Origin of the sequence: Bifidobacterium avesanii (assembly GCF_009299475.1) — a bacterium.
GTDB lineage: Bacteria > Actinomycetota > Actinomycetes > Actinomycetales > Bifidobacteriaceae > Bifidobacterium > Bifidobacterium avesanii.
This window is the reverse complement of the sequence record NZ_WBSN01000029.1, coordinates 1-18,723: the sequence shown is the minus strand read 5'-3', so window position 1 is coordinate 18,723 and position 18,723 is coordinate 1. Positions and strand designations below refer to the sequence as shown.

Sequence of the window (18,723 nt, the reverse complement as noted above, 5' to 3'; positions counted from 1 at the left end):
CTCGCCGGCCGCTGCCGCCCCCGCGGCCGGCGAGCCCGCCCAGACCCCGGCTCAGGCTCCGTCCGCCCCGGCCTCCGCGGCCGACGAGGCGCCGCTGACCCGCCGCCCGCGCCGCAAGGCCATCAACCTCGACATCGACCTGCCGTCCGCCGACGCCCCGCGCGCCGCCAAGCGCGAGCGTCCCTCCCGCGCGGCCTCCGCCGCCGACGGCAAGACCTCCGGCGACCTGTTCGACATGCTCGGCATCGACGAGAACTCCGCCCGCGCACGCAAGGACCGCGCCGCCAAGGACGAGGAGCCGCTGCAGCTGCCGCGCCGCCGTCGCCGCAATCAGGACGAGTCCGCCCCGCGCGAAAACGAGCACGGCAACGTGCGCGATCTGGACGACATCCTCGCCAACCTGCCGGCCCGCGGCGAGAACCGCGACGTGCCGGAGGAGGATGGCTTCCGTCGCCGCGACCGCCGCGATCGCAACAACCACGACGACCGACGCGATCGCAACGGCCGCCGTGACCGCAACAACCGTGACGACCGTCGCAACCGCGACCGGGACCGCGACGACTTCGCCCGCGATGCCCGTGACGCCCGCGACGCGCACGATTCCCGCGACGATTACCAGCCGCAGGACGAGCTGGTCCCCGTGGCCGGCATCGTCGACGTGCTCGACTCCTACGCGTTCGTGCGCACCTCCGGCTACCTGCCCGGCCCGAACGACGTGTACATCTCCATGGGCCAGGTCAAGAAGTACGGCCTGAGGAAGGGCGACGCCGTGCATGGCGCCATCCGCGCCCCGCGCGAGAACGACCGCCGCAACCAGCGCCAGAAGTTCGTGCCGCTGCAGTCCATCGACTCCATCAACGGCATGAGCGTCGAGGATGCGCAGAATCGCCCGCAGTTCGCCAAGCTCACTCCGCTGTACCCACAGGAGCGCCTCAAGCAGGAGACCACGCCGAACAAGCTCATCGGCCGCATCATGGACATCGTCTCGCCCATTGGCAAGGGCCAGCGCGGTCTGATCGTCTCCCCGCCGAAGGCCGGCAAGACCATCACCCTGCAGAACATCGCCAACTCCATCACCACCAACAACCCCGAGGTGCACCTCATGGTCGTGCTGGTGGACGAGCGACCCGAAGAGGTCACGGACATGGAGCGCACGGTGCAGGGCGAGGTCATCTCCTCCACGTTCGACCGTCCGGCGTCCGACCACACCACCGTCGCCGAACTCGCCATCGAGCGCGCCAAGCGACTCGTGGAGCTCGGCCAGGACGTGGTCGTGCTGCTCGACTCCATGACCCGTCTGGCCCGCGCGTACAACATCGCCGCGCCCGCCTCCGGCCGCATCCTGTCCGGCGGCGTGGACGCGCAGGCCCTGTACCCGCCCAAGAAGTTCTTCGGCGCCGCCCGCAACATCGAGAACGGCGGCTCGCTGACCATCATCTCCTCCGCGCTGGTGGAGACCGGCTCCAAGATGGACGAGGTGATCTTCGAGGAGTTCAAGGGCACCGGCAACATGGAGCTGCGCCTGTCGCGCGAGCTGGCGGACAAGCGCCTGTTCCCGGCCATCGACATCAACGCGTCCGGCACCCGCCGCGAGGAGCTCATCACCCCGCCGAACGAGCTGGCCGTCATCTACGGCCTGCGTCGCGCGCTCGGCGGCATGGAGGCCGAGCAGGCGTACCAGACGCTGGTGCCGCGCCTCAAGAAGACCGCGTCCAACCGCGACTTCCTGGCCGCCATCACCTCCACGCTGCCGCAGAACAAGTAGTTCCGCGCGTCTGCATTTTCCAAAAGTTGCAGATCCGCGCGCTTCACGCCGAAAAATCGGTGGTGAAGCGCACGGATCTGCAACTTTTGTCGTTTTAACGGTTGTTTAACGGCCCAGCCGCTCGGCGAACCGGCGCATGCGGCGCACGCCCTCGCGCGTCGGCTCGATCGGGCCGGCGTAGGACAGCCTCACGAACCCGGCCCCGGCGGCCCCGAACGCGCTGCCCGGCACCGCGGCCACGTGCTCCTCGTCCAGCAGGCGGTGGCAGAACGTCACGTCGTCCAGCCCGGTCTCGCGCACGTCCACGAACACGTAGAACGCGCCCTCCGGCGTGATGGGCGCCAGCGTGCGGCAATCCGCGAGCTCGTCGAGGATGATCGCGCGGTTGCGGGCGTAGTGGCGCTTCATGGCGATCACATGGTCCATCGGCCCGTTCAGCGCCGCCGCGCCCGCCGCCATGGCCACCGAATTGACCGAGGAGTGCATGAGCTCGGCGATCTTGCTGGTCTGTTCGATCACCGCGTGCGGCGCGAGCAGATAGCCGATGCGCCAGCCGGTCATGGCGAACGTCTTGGACAGGCTCTCCACGATGATCGTGCGCTCCCTCATGCCCGGCGCGGCGGCGATCGAGGGCGCGGTGCTGCCGATGCAGTCGGGGCTGTGCAGGTCCTCGTCGCCGAACACGAACGGATGGTAGACCTCGTCGGAAATGGCCCAGACGCCGTGCCGCGCGCAGACCTCGCCGATGCGCTCGAGTTCGTCCATGGGCGTGACGGCGCCGGTGGGGTTGCCGGGGGAGTTGAGAATGACCGCGCGCGTGCGGGGGCCGATCGCCGCCTCGATGTCCGCGGCGTTGAGGCGCATGCCGTGCTCGGGGCGCAGGGGGACCGTGCGGACCACGCCGCCGCACAGCATCACCTCGGCGTCATACGACGTGAAGTACGGGGAGGGGATGATCACCTCGTCGCCCGGGTCGATCACGGCCTTCAGGGCCAGATACAGGCCGATCGTGGCGCCGTCGATGGCCTGAACCTCGTGCTCCGGGCTGTAGCCGAGCCCCTTGATGCGGCGCGTGTAGCCGACGGCGGCCCTGCGGAACGCCTCGGTGCCGAGCACGTTCGTGTAGTGGGTGTCACCTTCGATGATCGCGCGGCAACCGGCGTCCACGATGTGCGGCGCGGCGGTTTCGCCCGGCTCGCCCACGGCGAAGGAGATGGCGTCCGGCACGCGCTCCACGCGGTCGAAGATATCGCGGATGCCGGAGCGCGGAATGTCGAGCGCGCTGGCGGCGAGCGATGGGGTGGGCGCGGCGGACGCGGTGGTGGATGTGGTCAGGCGCGGGTTGGTCATGCGAATGCTCCTTGAAGGCTCGAAAATCATGAAATCTACTGTTAAGTATAGATTATGCCGTAAATATTATGGTTAATTATAAAAAATGGCGGATAAAATATGGTTTTGCGATAGTTATAGAGGTGGCTGGCGAGGCAACGGTTCCGGTCCGGCTGGTCCGCGGTAGTCTGGAACCATCGCGCGCAGCGTATGCCATAGCGCATGCCGCGGAGCGCAACAGCACGACGGGGAGGCCAAGATGGACACAGTGGACGACAGGATTCTGGACCTGCTGGAGGCGGACGGCCGCGCGACGCTGTCCGAACTGGCCGCGGCGACCGGACTGTCCGTGTCCGCCGTGCAGTCGCGCGTGCAGAAGCTGGAGAAGCGCGGCGTCATCAGCGGCTACAGGGCCGTGGTGGACCCCGAGCAACGCGGACTGGCGATCGGCGCGTTCGTGGCGGTCACCCCGCTCGACTATGCGCAGGAGGCGCGGATCCCCGAAAAGCTCAGGGACATCGAGGGCATCGTCTCGTGCGACTCCATCGCCGGCGCGCCCAGCTTCATGCTCGTGGTGCGCGTGGCCAGCCCCGGCAAGCTCGAGGAACTGCTTAACCTCATCCACCGCACGGTCCCGGTGAGCACGGAGACCACCATGATCCTCAAGCGGTATTTCTAGCGCCGCAATACCCCGGATGCGATACCCTTGGAGGCATGAACGAAACCGGCGAATACGAAAAACGCGAATCCGAAACGGTGATCGATTCGGCGGCCGCCAAGGCGCACCCCGAAATCGCCGAAACCGTGGCGAAGATCAAGGCGCTGCGCCAGTCCATCGACAACGTGGACACGGCCATCGTCTCGCTGCTGGCCGAGCGCTTCAAGTACACGTCCCAGGTGGGCGTGCTCAAGGCGCGCGCCGGATTCGCCCCGGCCGACTACAAGCGCGAGGACTATCAGATCGCGCGCCTGCACCGCATCGCCGTGGAGGCCGGTCTGGATCCGGACATCGCCGAAATGTACCGTGAGTTCGTGGTGACCGAGGCCAAGAAGCGCCACCAGCGCATCGCCGATGCGGGCGGCGACCCCGGCGTACTCGACGTATTCGCCTGATCTGTCGTCGCAACCGGCTCCCGTTCGAGCGTACAGTGGAGCGGAGCAACTGACGGCGGACGGACGGACGAAAGGGCGGCTTGCGGCATGGCTTCATTCACCGGCATCGCGCGCACCGGCACTGCCGTCGTCGCCGCGCTCGCGCTCGCGGGTCTGACCCTTACGGTGCCGTCCGACGGCATTGCGGACGGCGATGCTTCGCAAAGCCGGATTGCCGCGCAAACGGCCGGGCAGACCGCCTCCTACGCCAAAACCCAGCGGGTCTTCTCCGTGTTCGGCGACGACGGCGAACCCGGCCCGCTCATCGTGGACAACGCCTTCGCCGTCCAGTCGCCCGGCACCATCGTCGACGTGGACGCCAGCGGGCATGCGACGACCCTCAGCGCCGACCATGCCGGCGACCTCGCCAGCCAGACCGTGCTCGCCGCCGGGGCCAAGGCCCTGCCGTGGACCGTGCGCGTGACCTACAGCCTCAACGGCCCGGACACCACAGCCTCCGCCGTGACGGGCGCGGACGGGCTCGTGGGCATCCGCATACGTCTCGAGGCCAATCCGCTGTCCGACACCCGCTATTTCCGCGATGCGACGCCGATCGTCACGTTCACCGTGCCGCACGACGTGACCGACGCCGTCGCCGCTCCGGACGGGGCCACGGTGACCGACGACGGGGATGATTTCCGCGTGACGGCCGTGGGCAAGGCCGGACAGACCAACGAGTGGTACTGCTATCTCAGCGCCAAGTCCTTCCGCATGGGACGGCTCATCGTGGCCGCCGCGCCCGCCGCCGACCGGAACGCGCTGCGCGACCGTCTGACGGCCCTCGCGCAGGACGCCTCCTCCCTTGCCGGCGGCATGACCAACGCGGGCAGCGGCGAGCATCAGGCCCTCATCGACCAGCTGACCGCCATCCGCGATCAGGAGAAGGCCGCCGCGGATGCGGAGATCGCCGCCAAGCACGACGCGTACGTGAAACAGTTCGGCGTGTACATCGACCGCTACGTGCGCTCGTATTCCAGCCATCTGTCCGGCTCGCCCGGCACCAAGACGCAGATGGGCGCGCTGATCGGCATGACCGGCGAACTGACCGGCTCGACGTCGCTGGCGCAGTCCGTGACCGATCTGGCGAACGCGGTCAACGCGATGAGCGCCGCGCACGAGCACACGGGCGCCGCGAACGTGCTCGACGAGGTGATCCGGCAGATCCAGCGCCGCGGCACCACCGGACTACTCGCGGACCTCAAGGCGCGGCAGACCAAGGAGGCCGGTACCGGCAAGACACGCTATGCGACCGGTCAGGGGCAGCTGGCGAACGCGATGATCCCGTTCTCCATGGCCTACACGGACACGTACACCGCGAAGCTCAACGATCTGGTCAACGCCGGCGGCAGCGTCTCCGGCAGCGAGCAGACGGCGATCGACCAGACCAATCAGGCGTTCGGCTCGGACGAGAACATGCAGCGCATCACCGGGCAGATCTCCGCGGCGCTCAAGACCATGAGCGGAGCCTCGGAGCACACCGGAGCGGCGAACATGCTCGGGCGGATCATCGACGAATTCGGCGCGCAGCTCAGCGGTTCCGACGCCTCCGACGATTCGTCCTCCCCGTCGCAGACCGGTCCGTCCGGCGCATTCGACGCGTCGGCGGTCGCGCTATGGAACGGCCGGCCCGATCCGTTCACGCCAATCGGCACCGGAGCCGGCGCGTCCGCACTGCGTCCGCAGAACGCCGCCGCACTGCTGGCGTCCGGCGACGACGGGCTCATCGACGACAGTACCGTGATCGGCGACTGCGCGCAGGACCTCACCGCCGCGCTCGCCGCATTGCCCGCGGATGATTCGGTTTCCGGCTCGGCATCGGCTTCCGAGCCCGCATCCGGCGTGACGGTCGGTTCCGGCACCTCCGGCGGCGATGTGGTCTCCGCCGCGAACGCGCACACCTCCTCCGCGTCATTCCTGCTGGTCCTGCCCGCCGTGGGCGACGCCGACTCCCTCGCCGCATCCGGTTCGGGCGACGACACCGCCGTCACCTCCTCCATCCCCGGCCTCGGCGCCATCGTCAACAAATTCATGGGTTGATTTCATGGGTTGATATTGACCTCATATGTATGGCGGCCATACCATAGGACATATGGACGAGTTGCATTTCGAATGGGACGAGACCAAGGCCGCGATCAACGAACGCAAGCACGGCGTCACATTTACGGAGGCCGCAACCGCCTTCGAGGACCCATTTGCTCGGGTGATCGACGATCCCGAACATTCAGATTTGCAGGAGGAACACCTTATCCTGATGGGCATCAGCGCCAAGGCGCGCCTGCTGATCGTGGTGCATTGCCAGCGGGAACGACACGGCGCCATTCGCATCATCTCGGCCAGAAAAGCCAACAAATACGAGTCGAAGCAGTATGGGAGGTTCTACGATGCTCGATAACTATGATTTCAGCGATTCCCGACCCAACCCGTATGTGAAGCGGGAACGCAAGGCCGTGACCATGAACCTTGACGCAACGGCCATCGACTATTTCAAGAATCTGGCCGCGGAGACCGGCATACCGTACCAGAACCTCATCAACCTGTATCTGGTGCAGTGCGCACGCGAAAACAAACGGCTCATGTTCGCCTAGCGGCGCCGTCATCTCCTCCATCCCGGCCTCGGCGCCATCGTCAACAAATTCATGGGGTAGCGGGGTAGCGGCGGCTCGTCCTTATGGCTCGGGCTTGTTCTAGGGCGTTCCGGGCGGGGAATGCCATTGATGTTCACGGGCGCTGGTGACATTGTGGGCACAGCGTGGGCCCATTGTGCCCACGATGTCACCACCTCGGCAAAACGGCAATAGGGTTCGCGTCTGGGGCATCCGGGGTTCGTCTAGGGTTCGCTCCGCACAAAGCCCAGACAAGGGAAGAGACAAGAAGAAAGAATCCCAAGGGCCAAAGGACGGAAAAAGAAAAAGGCGGGCGGGTGTCCGTGCATTGACCATGCAGTGTACGGACACCCGCCCGCCCTCAAAACGGACCTATGCCGTCGGCTCAGGCCTTGGGCTTCTTGGCCGGCGGCTCGCCGAGTTCGCTGGCGGCGATGATCACGGTCTCGTCGGCGCCTTCCTCGTCGGATGCGGCGGCCTCCTCGGCGTGCTTCTCCACAAGGTCGAACTTGCCGACCACGCGTCCGGCCTGCGCGATGTCGTCGATCGCGGAGCGGATGGCCTCGGCGCCCTCGTGCACGGCGGACAGCGCCACCGAGAGGATCGGCGTCTTCATGGAGACCTTCGCCTCGGACTTGATCTTGCGCAGCTGCTCCACGGCCTTGCCGGCCCACGCGAGCGTCTCGGGGGAGACGCCGGACGCGGCGGCCACGTAGGGCTCCGGGGTGGGCCATGCGGCCTTGTGCACCGAACCGGCGCCGGCGTGCATCCAGCTCCAGACCTCCTCGGTGGCGAACGGCAGGTACGGGGCCAGCAGGCGCGCGAAGGCGTCGAGGCCCAGACCCAGCGTGGTGCGGGCCGACTTCACGGCCTTCTCGCTCGGGGTCTTGCCGTGCTCGTCCGGGGTGCCGTAGGCGCGGTTCTTGACCAGCTCGATGTAGTCGTCGCAGAACTGCCAGAAGTAGCTTTCGATGACCTCCAGCGCCTTGGAGTGCTCGTAGGCCTCCATCGCGTCGGTGGCCTGGCGGATCACGAGCGCCATCTTGGCCATGGCGGCGCGGTCCAGCGGTTCGGTCACGTCGGCCGGGTTCCACACGGCGGTCGCCGCGGAGCCCACGTGGTGGTTCTCGTCCTCGCGGCCGATCGCCAGCGCGAACTTGGTGGCGTTGAGCAGCTTGATGGCGAGGCGGCGGCCGATCTTCATCTGGCCCTCGTCGTACGTGGCGTCGAGGCCCAGGCGCGCGGAGGCGGCCCAGTAGCGCACGGCGTCCGCGCCGAACTGGTTGATCGGCTTGTTCGGGACCACGACGTTGCCCTTGGACTTGGACATCTTCTTGTGGTCGGGGTCGAGGATCCAGCCGGACAGCGTGGTGTTGCTCCACGGCAGGCAGTGGTTCTCGAGGTGCGCGCGGTCCATGGTGCTGAACAGCCAGGTGCGGATGATGTCCTGGCCCTGCGGGCGCAGATCCATGGGGAACGTGGCCTTGAACAGCGCCTTGGACGCCTCGTCCGGCTCCTCCCAGTGGGTCACGATCTGCGGGGTGAGCGAGGAGGTCGCCCACGTGTCCATGATGTCCTTCTCGGCCGTGAAGCCGCCGGGCACGTCGCGCTGTTCGGCGGTGTAGCCGGCCGGCACGTCGATGGTCGGGTCGATGGGCAGCACGTCCTCGCTCGGCGTGATCGGGTAGTCGTAGTCGGTCGTGCCGTCCTCGAGCACCGGGTACCACAGCGGGAACGGGACGCCGAAGAAGCGCTGGCGGGAGATGAGCCAGTCGCCATTGAGGCCGTGGACCCAGTTCTCGTAGCGCACGCGCATGAAGTCGGGGTGGAAGTTGAGCTCCTTGCCGCGCTCGATGAGTTCGGCGTTGAGCTTGGCGTCGGTGCCGCCGTTCTTGAGGTACCACTGGCGGGAGGTAACGATCTCGAGCGGCTTGTCGCCCTTCTCGTAGAAGTTCGTCATACGCTTGGTCGGCGTGGGTTCGCCGTCCAGATCGCCGGATTCGCGCAGGTGGTCGACGATGATCTTGCGTGCGGAGAACGTGGTCTTGCCCTCGGTCTCCTCGAAGATCGCCTTGCCTCCCTCGTCGGTGATCCAGTCCGGCACGCTCATGATGATGCGGCCGTTGCGCTGGATGATCGGGCGGGTGGGCAGCTTGAGGTCGCGCCACCACTGCACGTCGGTCACGTCGCCGAAGGTGCAGCACATGGCGATGCCGGCGCCCTTGTCCATCTCCGCGGCCGGGTGCGCGAGGATCGGCACCTTGACCTTGAACAGCGGGGAGTAGACGTACTGGCCGAAGTACTTCTTGTAGCGGTCGTCGTCCGGGTTCGCGATCAGGGACGTGCAGGCCGCGAGCAGCTCGGGGCGGGTCGTCTCGATGTAGATCGGGGTGCCGTCCTCGAAGCGGAACGCCACCTTGTGGTAGAAGCCCGGGTACTCGCGGGACTCGAGCTCGGCCTGCGCCACGGCGGTCTGGAACGTCACGTCCCACAGGCCGGGGGCGTCCTGCTGGTAGGCCTCGCCGCGGGCCAGGTTCCTCAGGAACGCCTTCTGGGCCACGCGCTGCGGGTGCTCGCCGATGGTGTGGTAGGTCTGCGACCAGTCGATGGACAGGCCGAGGGAGCGCCACAGCGCCTCGAACTGCTTCTCGTCCTGCGCGGTGAGCTTCTCGCACAGCTCGATGAAGTTCTTGCGGCTGACCGGCACCTGGTCCTTGGCGTCGATCTTCTTGCCGTCGGTGCCCTCGAACGGGGGCTTGAAGTCCGGATCGTACGGCAGCGACACGTCCACGCGCACGCCGTAGTAGTTCTGCACGCGGCGCTCGGTGGGCAGGCCGTTGTCGTCCCAGCCCATCGGGTAGAACACGTCGTAGCCGCGCATGCGCTTGTAGCGGGCGATCACGTCCGTGTGGGTGTAGCTGAACACGTGGCCCACGTGCAGGTGCCCGGAGACGGTGGGCGGCGGGGTATCGATGGAGTAGACGGCCTTGCGGTCGCGGGTGCCGCCGAACTTGTAGACGCCGGATTCGTCCCAGGTTTCACGCCATTTGTCTTCGAGGCCCTCGACGCCCACCTTGTCCGGAAGCGGGGTGAGGTCGGCCTTGATGATGCCTTCTTCTTGCTGATCGGTCATAGCCGTCAGTTTAGATAGGCTCGCTGACAAGGCCTGACGGCATTTTCCGCCCGTCCTGCGCTGTCCGCGCCGTCCGTCTCACGCCTTGGCGAGCCCGGCGAGCGGCAGGAACACGTCGGTGCGGTTGGTCGGCAGCCCGCTCACGCCTTGGCGCTGCGCGAGCCACGGGCGCTCCACGTACAGGAAGTCCGCGATGGCGTTCTCCGAAAGCCGCCGTCCGAGCGCCTTGAGCCGGTCCGCGTAGTCCTGGTCGTTCGTGGCGGCCTTGGCCTGCGCGGCCAGCTGCTCGGCCTGCGCGTCCGTGTAGCCGAGGAACAGGCTCGGGTCGGCGAGGTCCAGCACGTCGTGGCTGTCGTCCATGTCGAAGATCGTCATGTCGAAGTCGCGGTTCTGCACCACCTGCGTCTGCCATGCGGCGTCGTCCACCATCTGCGCGGTCACGTTGGAGTAGCCGAACGACTTGAGGGAGTCGACGATCATGTCGCCGATCTGCTGGCCGTACCGTTCGGGATAGACGAGCCGCAGGCGGTAGCGGAAGCCGAAGTAGTTGAGCACCGAGTGGGCCTTGGCGGCGTCGTGTGGGTACAGGCCGGTCAGGTCCTCGTAGCCCGGGTCGAGGCGGGGGATCGGGCCGCCGATCGCCTCCGCGGCGCCGTTCGCATCGATGATCCGCTGCTTGTCGATCACGTAGCGCAGGCCTTGGCGCAGATGCACCTCGGAGAAGATCGAATCGGCCTTGCCGTTGTAGCCGAGCAGCACCTTGCGCGTGCTTTCGCCCTGCGTGAGCGTGACCGCGTCGCCCTGCGCGCGCAGGGTCTCGAGCGTGGAGACCGGGGCGTCCACCAGCGCGTCCGCCTCGCCCCTGACCACCGCGTCCGCCGCGGCGGCCCCGTCGGAGAAGTATCTGAGCGTCACGGTGGCGCTCTTCGCCTTGCCGTCCGCCTTCCAATACTTCAGGTTGCGCTTCAGGGTGAGATGGTCGTCCTTGGCGAAGTCGGCCACGGTGAACGGGCCGGAGCCCACCGCCTGCGAGGCGTAGTCGACGTTGGCCTCTGAGTCGTACACGATGCCGTCGCGCCCGGAGAGCAGCCACAGCAGGTTCGGGTTCGGCGCGCTCAGCGTGACCGTCACCGTGGAGGCGTCCGGATTGCTCACGCCGGCGAGGTTGGTGAGCTTGGCGGCCTCAACGTACTTGTTCTGCACGGTCTGCTGCAGCGACCACGCCACGTCCTGCGCGTCCAGCGTGTGCCCGTTGGAGAACTTCATGCCGGCGTTGAGGTGGAACGTGTAGGTCAGGGCGTCGGCGGAGACGTCCCAGCTCGAGGCGAGGCCCGGCTGGACCTGGTTGTTCTCGTCGCGGCCCACGAGCGTCTCGTACACGTTGCCGAGCAGTGCCTGCTCCACCGCGTCGGAGACGTCGGTGCGGATGTCGAGCGACTGCGGCGAGCCGGTCGTGACCCCCACCGTCACGCTCGGGCCGGAGTCCGCGCCCTGCTCCGCCTCCTCGATGGCGGCCGTGATGCCGCCGATCCCCCCTCGGCGCATGACGGTGTAGCCGCCCCACACCAGGGCCGACAGGATCGCCAGCATCACGATGAATACGATGGCCGACTGCACGCCGCCGTTCGGCAGGCGCAGCGCGGTACGGGAATGCCTCTGCATACCCGCCAGTCTACCGGCGCGGGGGACGAGCGGCCGGGAAACGGGCGGCCGGGGACATCGCCGGGGCCGTCAGCCCAGTATGGGCGCCGACGGGCACGTGCCGGCGAGCGGGCAGGCGGCGCAGTCCGGCTTGCGCGCGTGGCACACGGCACGTCCGTGCAGAATCAGCCGGTGCGACAGGTCCGTCCACTCCTCGGGCGGGAAGCACGCGCAGATCTCGCGCTCGATCTTCACCGGGTCGGGGTGCGCGGCGTTCCAGTCGGCGCGCCACCGCAGCCGCCCGGTGACGCGGATCACATGCGTGTCCACCGGAAACCCGGGGACGCCGAACGCGTTGCCCAGCACCACGTTCGCGGTCTTGCGCCCCACGCCGGGCAGCGTGGTGAGCTGCTCCATGGCCCGCGGCACCTCGCCTCCGAAGCGCTCCTCAAGCGCGGCGGCGAGCCCCAGCAGGTTCTTGGTCTTGGAGCGGTAGAAGCCCAGCGGGTGGATGATCGCCTCCACGTCCGCAGGGTTCGCGGCGGCCAGCGCGGCGGCCGTGGGATACGTGGCGAACAGCTCCGGGGTGACGGTGTTCACGCGCTTGTCGGTCGTCTGGGCGCTCAGCACCGTGGCGATGAGCAGCTGCAGCGGCGTGGAGAAGCTGAGCGCGCATTTGGGGGCGGGGATTTCCTCGGTGAGCAGCGCGTATTCGGCGTGCATGCGCTTGACGCGCGCCGCCTTGGATTCGCGGGGCATTGCGGTCAGGCCGCTTCGGAATCGGCGTCCGCGTCGCCGTCCGCATCCGCGTCGTCCTCGGCGGCCTTGGCGCGCGCCTTGGACTTGGCGGCCTGCGCGCGGGCGTCGTCGGCGTGCTGCTCGTCCTCCGGCGGGTCGAAGCGGTAGCCCACGTTGCGCACGGTGCCGATGAGATGCTCGTATTCGCCGCCCAGCTTGGCGCGCAGACGACGGATGTGCACGTCCACCGTGCGGGTGCCGCCGTAGTAGTCGTAGCCCCACACCTCCTGCAGCAGCTGGGCGCGCGTGAACACGCGGCCGGGGTGTTGGATGAGGTACTTGAGCAGCTCGAACTCCTTGTACGCCAGATCGATCGGATGGCCGTGCAGGGAGGCCGTGTAGCCGTTGGTGTCCACCACGAGGTCGCCGGAGCGGATCTGCCCGTCCTCCGTGGAGACCGCCGAGCCGTCCGAGCCGGACGGGGACGAGCCGCCGAACGCGCTCGCGTACGCGCCGCCGCGCTCGGAGACGAGCCGCAGACGGGCCTCGACCTCGGCGGGGGAGGCGGTGGACACGATTACGTCCGCCACGCCCCACTCGGCGTTGACCACGGTGAACCCGCCCTCGGTGAGCACCAGCACGATCGGCGTGGACAGGCCGGAGGCGTGGATCAGGCGGCACAGCGTCTTGGCGGACGCCAGATCGTCGCGGGCGTCGAGGAACAGAATGGTGCTCTCCGGCATTTTCACCAGCGAGGCGGCGTCCAGCGGCAGCACGCGGACGCGATGCGACAGCAGTGCGAGCGAGGGGAGCACGGACGCGGGGTCGCTCGCAGCCGTCATCAGTGTCAAGTCCGTCACGATGCTCCCCTTTTGTCGATTCTTCGTGTGTGTTAACGATCATCATAGCGTCGCCGTCGGCATATGATGCGCGTGCACGGCGATTGTGGACACTTGCGGATACAGTATGGGAACTGTGGACCACACTAGCGCAAACAATCTGAAGCCGTCGCAGGGCAAGCCCGCGGACAGGCCGTCCGACAGACCGTCGGCCGGGCGGATCGTGGCCGTGCAGGCCGTCGCCTATCTGGCGCTCGCGGCGCTGTCGCTGCTGCCCGTGGTGGCGGGTCTGCCGCTCCAGTACGCGTTCGATCCGGGCACGCTGAGCCCGGTGATCGGCGCCGCGCTGCTCGTGGTCGTGTTCCATTGGTATTGGCCGTTCGAGGGAATGCCCGGACTGGGATGGTTCAGCCGCCTGTTCTCGCTGGCCCTGGGCCTGTGCTCCGTGGGCTTCGGCTGGCGCGTGCTCACCGTGGCCGACCGCTACGTGACCTACCGCAGCGCGTCCGTGCGCTGGGCCTGCCTGTTCGGCATCCTCATGACCGTGCTGGTGATCGTCGGATTCGGCCGGCAGATGCTGCGCCGCGACCGCTCGCACCTCATCGTCACGCTCTCGCGCTGCATCGTCAGCGGCGTGTGCTCGGCGGCGGCGGGCGGCTGGTGCTTCCTGCCCGTGCTGTTCCTCGAAGGCGAGGCCGTGCGCCACGGATTGGCGTGGGAATACGGATTCGCGTGCGCCGTCGTGCTCGTGCTGGTGCTGGCCGTCGGCGGCATCGGCGTGCTGTGGCGCGGCGACGACGATCTGGTGGCGCCCCGCCGCTGGATCGGGTTGGGGCTCATGCCCGTCATGGTCGCCGGCATGCCGGTCTTTCTGGGCACGCTCGCGATGATGTTCCCGCTCAACTGGTGAGCAGCCGGAGCCGTCCGTCCCGTTCCTGCCCAATTTGCGCGCGCAGAATGCAGGATTGGGCAGGAACGCAGGATGAGGCGCCCCGATCGCCCTCTCAGATGGCGAATCTGCCCAATCTGGCAATGTGCTGGCGCAGATTAGGCAGAAACGGAGGGCCGAGACGGGGAGGAACGCTCAGAACGCGATGAGGCCCAGATGCTCGAGCAGCACGCGCAGGCCGATGAGCACGAGCACCGTGCCGCCGGCGATCTGCGCGGGCTTTTGCCAGCGCGCGCCGAAGAAGTGGCCGATGTACACGCCGGCGAGCGAGAACAGGCCGGTCGTGACGCCGATGAGCACCACGGCGAGCGTGATGTTGATCGGCATGAACGCGAAGCTCACGCCCACCGCGAAGGCGTCGATGCTGGTGGCGATGGCCAGCGGGAGCATGTGCTTCCAGTCGAAGTCCGGGGTGGCCTCGGCGTCCTCCTCGTCGTCCTTGAAGATGGCCTCGTAGATCATGTTGCCGCCGATGAACAGCAGCAGGCCGAAGATGATCCAGTGGTCCACGGCCGTCACGTACTGGCTGAACGTGGAGGCGGCCAGATAGCCGAGGATCGGGAAGAGCGCCTGGAATCCGCCGAACCACAGGCCCACCTTGGCGGCGTCCTGCCAGCGGACCTTGTGGGAGACGGTCAGGCCCTTGCCGATGGCGACGGCGAAGGCATCCATGGAAACGGACAGTGCGATGAGCAGAATTTCAACGATCATGTATGTGCAAATGGTTCATCTCGCCGGGCCCATAGAGACCGACGGATGGGCCTCGACCAGTCTCTTCGACCGCCTACGCCTAGTCGGGCGCCGACATTCAAACTGCCGGTCTCAAGCCGGCTTTGAATCCCCATACGAATGCTGTTCGCCAGTCGTACGCAATTACGGGGCACGATTGTAGCACGGATGCGCCGCCGGCGTGGCTGACGCGGCGGCAACGCGAAGGGCCGCCCCTCCGTCGCGATGGCGGAAAGGCGGCCCCTCGTTCGATCAGTCAAACCGATCAGTCAACCCGATCAGTCAGCCGGCCGGCCAATCGGCATGCCGGCCGACCGTGGATCACCGGGTGATCACTTGGCCTGGGAATCGGCAAGGCGCTTGCGGGCCTCGACGATCTCCTTCTCGGCCTGCTCGGCGCCGGTCCAGTAGTCGCCCGGCAGGACCTCCTTGTTGGGCTCGAGGGCCTTGTACTGCTCGAAGAAGTGCTTGATCTCCTTGAGGTGGTACTCGTTGACGTCCTTGACGTCCTGGATGCCGTCGTAGCGCACGTCGGCCGGCACGCACAGCACCTTGTCGTCGCCGCCCTCTTCGTCCTCCATGTGGTACAGGCCCACGGCGCGGCACTCGATGACGCAGCCCGGGAACACGGAGTTGTTGACCATCACGAGGGCGTCCAGCGGATCGCCGTCCTCGCCGAGGGTGCCCTCGATGTAGCCGTAGTCGTCCGGGTAGCCCATGGCGGTGAACAGCTCGCGGTCCAGGAACACGCGGCCGGTCTCCTGGTCCACTTCGTACTTGTTCTTGGAGCCGCGGGGGATCTCCACCACGACGTTGAAGGTTTCTGCCATTTCAGTCTCCTTGATGAACGTTGGCAAATGCAATATCTAGTTATATCAGTACTCGACGGTCAGCACGTGGGCCACGTCCGCCCACGGGGCCAGCGAGACGAAGTTGTCCCAGCCCCAGTCGAACTCGCGGCCGGTCAGCTCGTCGCGCAGGTGCGCGCCCTTGGCCGGGTCGATGCCGAAGTCCGGCAGCTCGAGGTGCACGAGCGACTGGTGCGCGTTGTGGCCGTCGAGGTTCACCACCACGATCAGCGTCTCCGGCTTGCCCGACTCGGTGAGCTCCGCCGGGGTGTGGCGGGCGAACGCGAGGATGCTCGGATCCTTGCTGTCCAGCACGGTGAGGTTGTGGTAGCCGAACAGGTCGGCGTGCTCGCGGCGCACGCGGTTCAGGGAGGCGAGCAGGCCGGCGATGCCGTACTTCTCGGCGTTGGCCCAGTCGCGCACCTTGATCTCGTACTTCTCGTTGTCGATGGCCTCCTCGAAGCCCGGGCGCTGCACGTTCTCGATGAGCTCGTAGCCGGAGTACATGCCCCAGCTCGGCGAGCCCATGGACGCGAGCACCGCGCGCACCGCGTGGCCGGCGATGCCGTTGTCGCGCAGGTAGGCGGTGAGGATGTCCGGGGTGGACGGCCAGAAGGTGTTGTGCTGGTAGTAGCCGTCGTCGCCGTTCGTCTCGGCGAGGTACTCCTCCAGCTCCTCCTTGGTGTTGCGCCACGGGAAGTAGCAGTGCGACTGCGTGAAGCCCGCGTAGCTCAGCGCGCGCATCATGCCCGGGCGGGTGAACGCCTCGGCGAGGAACAGGATCTCCGGGTGGCGCTTGGTCACCGCGGCGATCACGTCCTGCCAGAAGCGCACCGGCTTGGTGTGCGGGTTGTCGATGCGGAAGATCGTCACGCCGGCCTTGATCCACAGCTCGAGGATGCGCTCGACCTCCTTCTCGATGCCGGGCAGGTCCGCGTTGAAGTCGATCGGGTAGATGTCCTGATACTTCTTCGGCGGGTTCTCGGCGAAGGCGATCGTGCCGTCCGGCTTGTGGCGGAACCAGTTCGGGTGCGCCTTGACCCACGGGTGGTCGGGCGAGCACTGCAGGGCGAAGTCGAGCGCGATCTCCAGCCCCATCTCGTGGGCCTTGGCGACGAGCGCCTCGAAGTCCTCCATCGTGCCGAGCTTCGGGTCGACCGTGTCGTGGCCGCCCTCGGCCGAGCCGATGCCGAACACCGAGCCCGGGTCGTCCGGGCCGGCGACGAGCGCGTTGTTCTTGCCCTTGCGGTTGGTCACGCCGATCGGGAAGATCGGGGGCAGGTAGACGATGTCGAAGCCCTCGCGCTTGGCGCGCTCCAGGCCGATCACCGAGGTCTTCAGCGTGCCCTGCACGATCTTGCCGGTCGCCTTGTCCACGTAGGCGCCCTCGGAGCGCGGGAAGAACTGGTACCAGGCGGCGAAGCTGGACTTCGGGCGCTGCACGCGGATCGTGCGCGGGGTGCCCTCGGACAGGGCGTCGCGCAGCGGGTTGGTGTCGTGCAGGGCTTCGATCTCGGCGTTGTCGGCCGCGGCCAGACGCTCGGCGGGGGAGAAGGACTGGTCGTCCATCTCGTCGGCGGCGTCCTGCAGCAGACCGCGCTGGGCGGCCTTGAGGTGCGCGTCCTCGGTCTCGGCCCACCGGCGCAGCAGCGCGGAGCCCTCCTTGAGGGCATTCTCCACGTCGTCGTTCACCTGCACCTTGATACGCGCGTCGTGCAGCCAGGAGCGGTAGGTGTCCTCCCAGCCCTCCACGGTCAGGGTCCAGTCGCCGAGCTGGCGCTTGACCTGCGCGTAGTCCTTGTCCCACGGCTTCAGGTCGGAGCGCTCGCCGGCCTTGAGGTCGGTGGCCCAGCGGTCCAGACCGGGGTTGACGCAGACCATCTGGCGGCGCATCATCTCGCGGCCGCGCGGGTTGCGCAGCACGGCGGTGGCGCCGGCCTTGGTGCGTCCCTCGATGAACACCTCGGCGGTCACGTGGAACGCCTCGCCGATCTCCACGCGCGCCGGGAAGCGGTTGGCCTCCTCGCCGGGCGTGACGTCCAGCACGACGACGCGGCCGAACTGCTGCGGCTCGAGCGCCGGGATGGTGGGCGCCGCGGCCTCGCCGTTGGCGTCGAACACCGGCACGGGGACGGTGGACGCGGTCTTAGCAGCCGCCGTCTTGGAGGCGGTGGTCTTGGCGGTCGTCCTGCGCGTGCGGGCCGTCTTGGTTGCGGTGCCCGCGGTCTTGGCGGCGGTCTTGGAGGCGGCCGACGTCCTGCGCGTGGCGCGCTTGGTCGCCGCGGCGGGCTTGTCCGCCTTGTCGGCCTTGGCGGTTGCGGTTGCGGTCGCCGTGGCTGCCGTCGCGGCGTGGGTCGTCTTGACGGCGGTCGTCGACGTCACGGTCTTCGTTGACTCGGCGGCTTTCGACGTCCCGGGGGCGATGGCGGTGGAGTGTGATTCTTCAGTGCGCTTATTGGCGCGATGTTGTGTAGCCATAAGGCCCATCGTAGGGCATGTCAATCGTTTTGAGATGTCGAGTTTGTATCTTCGGGCGTTTTCCCCCTATTGATTCGATTCGAATCCGCACAACGTTTGGTTGGCGTTCCGGATCGCGTCAATTCCGGTTCGCCCGGCGTTCATGTTGGGCGGCGGGCGGACGAGCGGCGACGATGCATGCGGGGGTATTGGCCGCGGATTGAGCGAATTCGATGCGGCGCGGCTCTTTACATCGTTGTAATGCACTGCTTGCGCTCAATTTACGGATGAATGCGCATGGATTGAGCGAATTCAGTGGGGTGCGGGACGATTGGACGGCGCACGGCATTGGATCTGCTCAATTTGCGGATGGATGCGCATGGATTGAGCGAATTCAGTGGGGTGCGGGACGATTGGGGGTGCGGACGAAAAGTTGGACGCTTTGGCGTCCGGATTGGAGTCCGCAATGTACCGCAAGGACGTCAAGCGCATGGTCGTCGGCCTGTTCTACGACGACCGCATCAACGCGCCCGAGATCAT

The 18,723-nt window shown here is 67.2% G+C and carries 15 protein-coding genes; 7 read left to right on the top strand and 8 right to left on the bottom strand.

Annotated features, from left to right (window positions below; translation table 11 throughout):
- Positions 1 to 1,765 (top strand): transcription termination factor Rho (rho, locus tag DSM100685_RS10145; protein ID WP_152351219.1); only part of this gene is annotated, 1,765 nt, incomplete at its 5' end.
- 105 nt (positions 1,766 to 1,870) lie between these two features.
- Here rho and DSM100685_RS10140 read toward each other — a convergent pair.
- Complete coding sequence (locus tag DSM100685_RS10140) at positions 1,871 to 3,115, bottom strand: pyridoxal phosphate-dependent aminotransferase (RefSeq protein WP_152351218.1); 1,245 nt, start codon at positions 3,113 to 3,115, stop codon at positions 1,871 to 1,873.
- 238 nt (positions 3,116 to 3,353) lie between these two features.
- Here DSM100685_RS10140 and DSM100685_RS10135 point away from each other — a divergent pair, with 238 nt between their 5' ends.
- The 5 genes from DSM100685_RS10135 to DSM100685_RS10115 all read left to right on the top strand — a co-directional run bounded on the left by DSM100685_RS10135 (position 3,354) and on the right by DSM100685_RS10115 (position 6,831).
- Positions 3,354 to 3,773, top strand: coding sequence for an Lrp/AsnC family transcriptional regulator (locus tag DSM100685_RS10135; protein ID WP_152351217.1), 420 nt, complete (start codon positions 3,354 to 3,356; stop codon positions 3,771 to 3,773).
- A 35-nt stretch (positions 3,774 to 3,808) separates the two neighbouring features.
- Complete coding sequence (locus tag DSM100685_RS10130) at positions 3,809 to 4,207, top strand: chorismate mutase (RefSeq protein ID WP_152351216.1); 399 nt, start codon at positions 3,809 to 3,811, stop codon at positions 4,205 to 4,207.
- Positions 4,208 to 4,294: 87 nt separating this feature from the next.
- Complete coding sequence (locus DSM100685_RS10125; RefSeq protein WP_152351215.1) at positions 4,295 to 6,283, top strand: hypothetical protein; 1,989 nt, start codon at positions 4,295 to 4,297, stop codon at positions 6,281 to 6,283.
- A gap of 52 nt (positions 6,284 to 6,335) precedes the next feature.
- Entirely contained in the window at positions 6,336 to 6,638 is a 303-nt protein-coding gene (locus DSM100685_RS10120) for a BrnT family toxin (RefSeq protein ID WP_152351214.1), read from the top strand.
- A complete protein-coding gene (locus DSM100685_RS10115; RefSeq protein WP_204314199.1) occupies positions 6,628 to 6,831 on the top strand; it encodes a CopG family antitoxin in 204 nt (67 codons plus the stop codon). Before DSM100685_RS10120 ends, DSM100685_RS10115 begins: the two co-directional genes overlap by 11 nt.
- Before the next feature lie 403 nt (positions 6,832 to 7,234).
- Here DSM100685_RS10115 and valS read toward each other — a convergent pair whose 3' ends face one another.
- The 4 genes from valS to DSM100685_RS10095 all read right to left on the bottom strand — a co-directional run bounded on the left by valS (position 7,235) and on the right by DSM100685_RS10095 (position 13,221).
- Positions 7,235 to 9,982, bottom strand: coding sequence for a valine--tRNA ligase (gene valS, locus DSM100685_RS10110; RefSeq protein ID WP_152351212.1), 2,748 nt, complete (start codon positions 9,980 to 9,982; stop codon positions 7,235 to 7,237).
- Between the two features lie 78 nt (positions 9,983 to 10,060).
- The gene (locus DSM100685_RS10105) at positions 10,061 to 11,644 is read right to left on the bottom strand and encodes an ABC transporter substrate-binding protein (protein WP_152351211.1); all 1,584 of its coding nucleotides are present in this window, start codon (positions 11,642 to 11,644) and stop codon (positions 10,061 to 10,063) included.
- A gap of 69 nt (positions 11,645 to 11,713) precedes the next feature.
- The gene (gene nth / locus DSM100685_RS10100) at positions 11,714 to 12,382 is read right to left on the bottom strand and encodes an endonuclease III (RefSeq protein ID WP_163200787.1); all 669 of its coding nucleotides are present in this window, start codon (positions 12,380 to 12,382) and stop codon (positions 11,714 to 11,716) included.
- Positions 12,383 to 12,387: 5 nt separating this feature from the next.
- Complete coding sequence (locus tag DSM100685_RS10095) at positions 12,388 to 13,221, bottom strand: winged helix-turn-helix transcriptional regulator (protein WP_152351210.1); 834 nt, start codon at positions 13,219 to 13,221, stop codon at positions 12,388 to 12,390.
- Positions 13,222 to 13,327: 106 nt separating this feature from the next.
- Between DSM100685_RS10095 and DSM100685_RS10090 the strand changes: the two genes are divergently transcribed.
- Positions 13,328 to 14,110 carry a hypothetical protein gene (locus DSM100685_RS10090; RefSeq protein ID WP_152351209.1) on the top strand — a complete coding sequence of 261 codons (783 nt, stop codon included), beginning with the start codon at positions 13,328 to 13,330 and terminating at the stop codon, positions 14,108 to 14,110.
- 174 nt (positions 14,111 to 14,284) lie between these two features.
- Here the strand turns inward: DSM100685_RS10090 and DSM100685_RS10085 are convergent, their stop codons facing one another.
- The 3 genes from DSM100685_RS10085 to DSM100685_RS10075 form a co-directional block, all read right to left on the bottom strand.
- Positions 14,285 to 14,860: a manganese efflux pump MntP gene (locus DSM100685_RS10085; RefSeq protein ID WP_152351208.1), complete on the bottom strand. Its 576-nt coding sequence runs from the start codon at positions 14,858 to 14,860 to the stop codon at positions 14,285 to 14,287.
- A gap of 350 nt (positions 14,861 to 15,210) precedes the next feature.
- Complete coding sequence (locus DSM100685_RS10080; RefSeq protein ID WP_152351207.1) at positions 15,211 to 15,708, bottom strand: inorganic diphosphatase; 498 nt, start codon at positions 15,706 to 15,708, stop codon at positions 15,211 to 15,213.
- A gap of 45 nt (positions 15,709 to 15,753) precedes the next feature.
- Positions 15,754 to 18,204: an alpha-1,4-glucan--maltose-1-phosphate maltosyltransferase gene (locus tag DSM100685_RS10075; protein ID WP_152351206.1), complete on the bottom strand. Its 2,451-nt coding sequence runs from the start codon at positions 18,202 to 18,204 to the stop codon at positions 15,754 to 15,756.
- Positions 18,205 to 18,723: the final 519 nt, after the last annotated feature.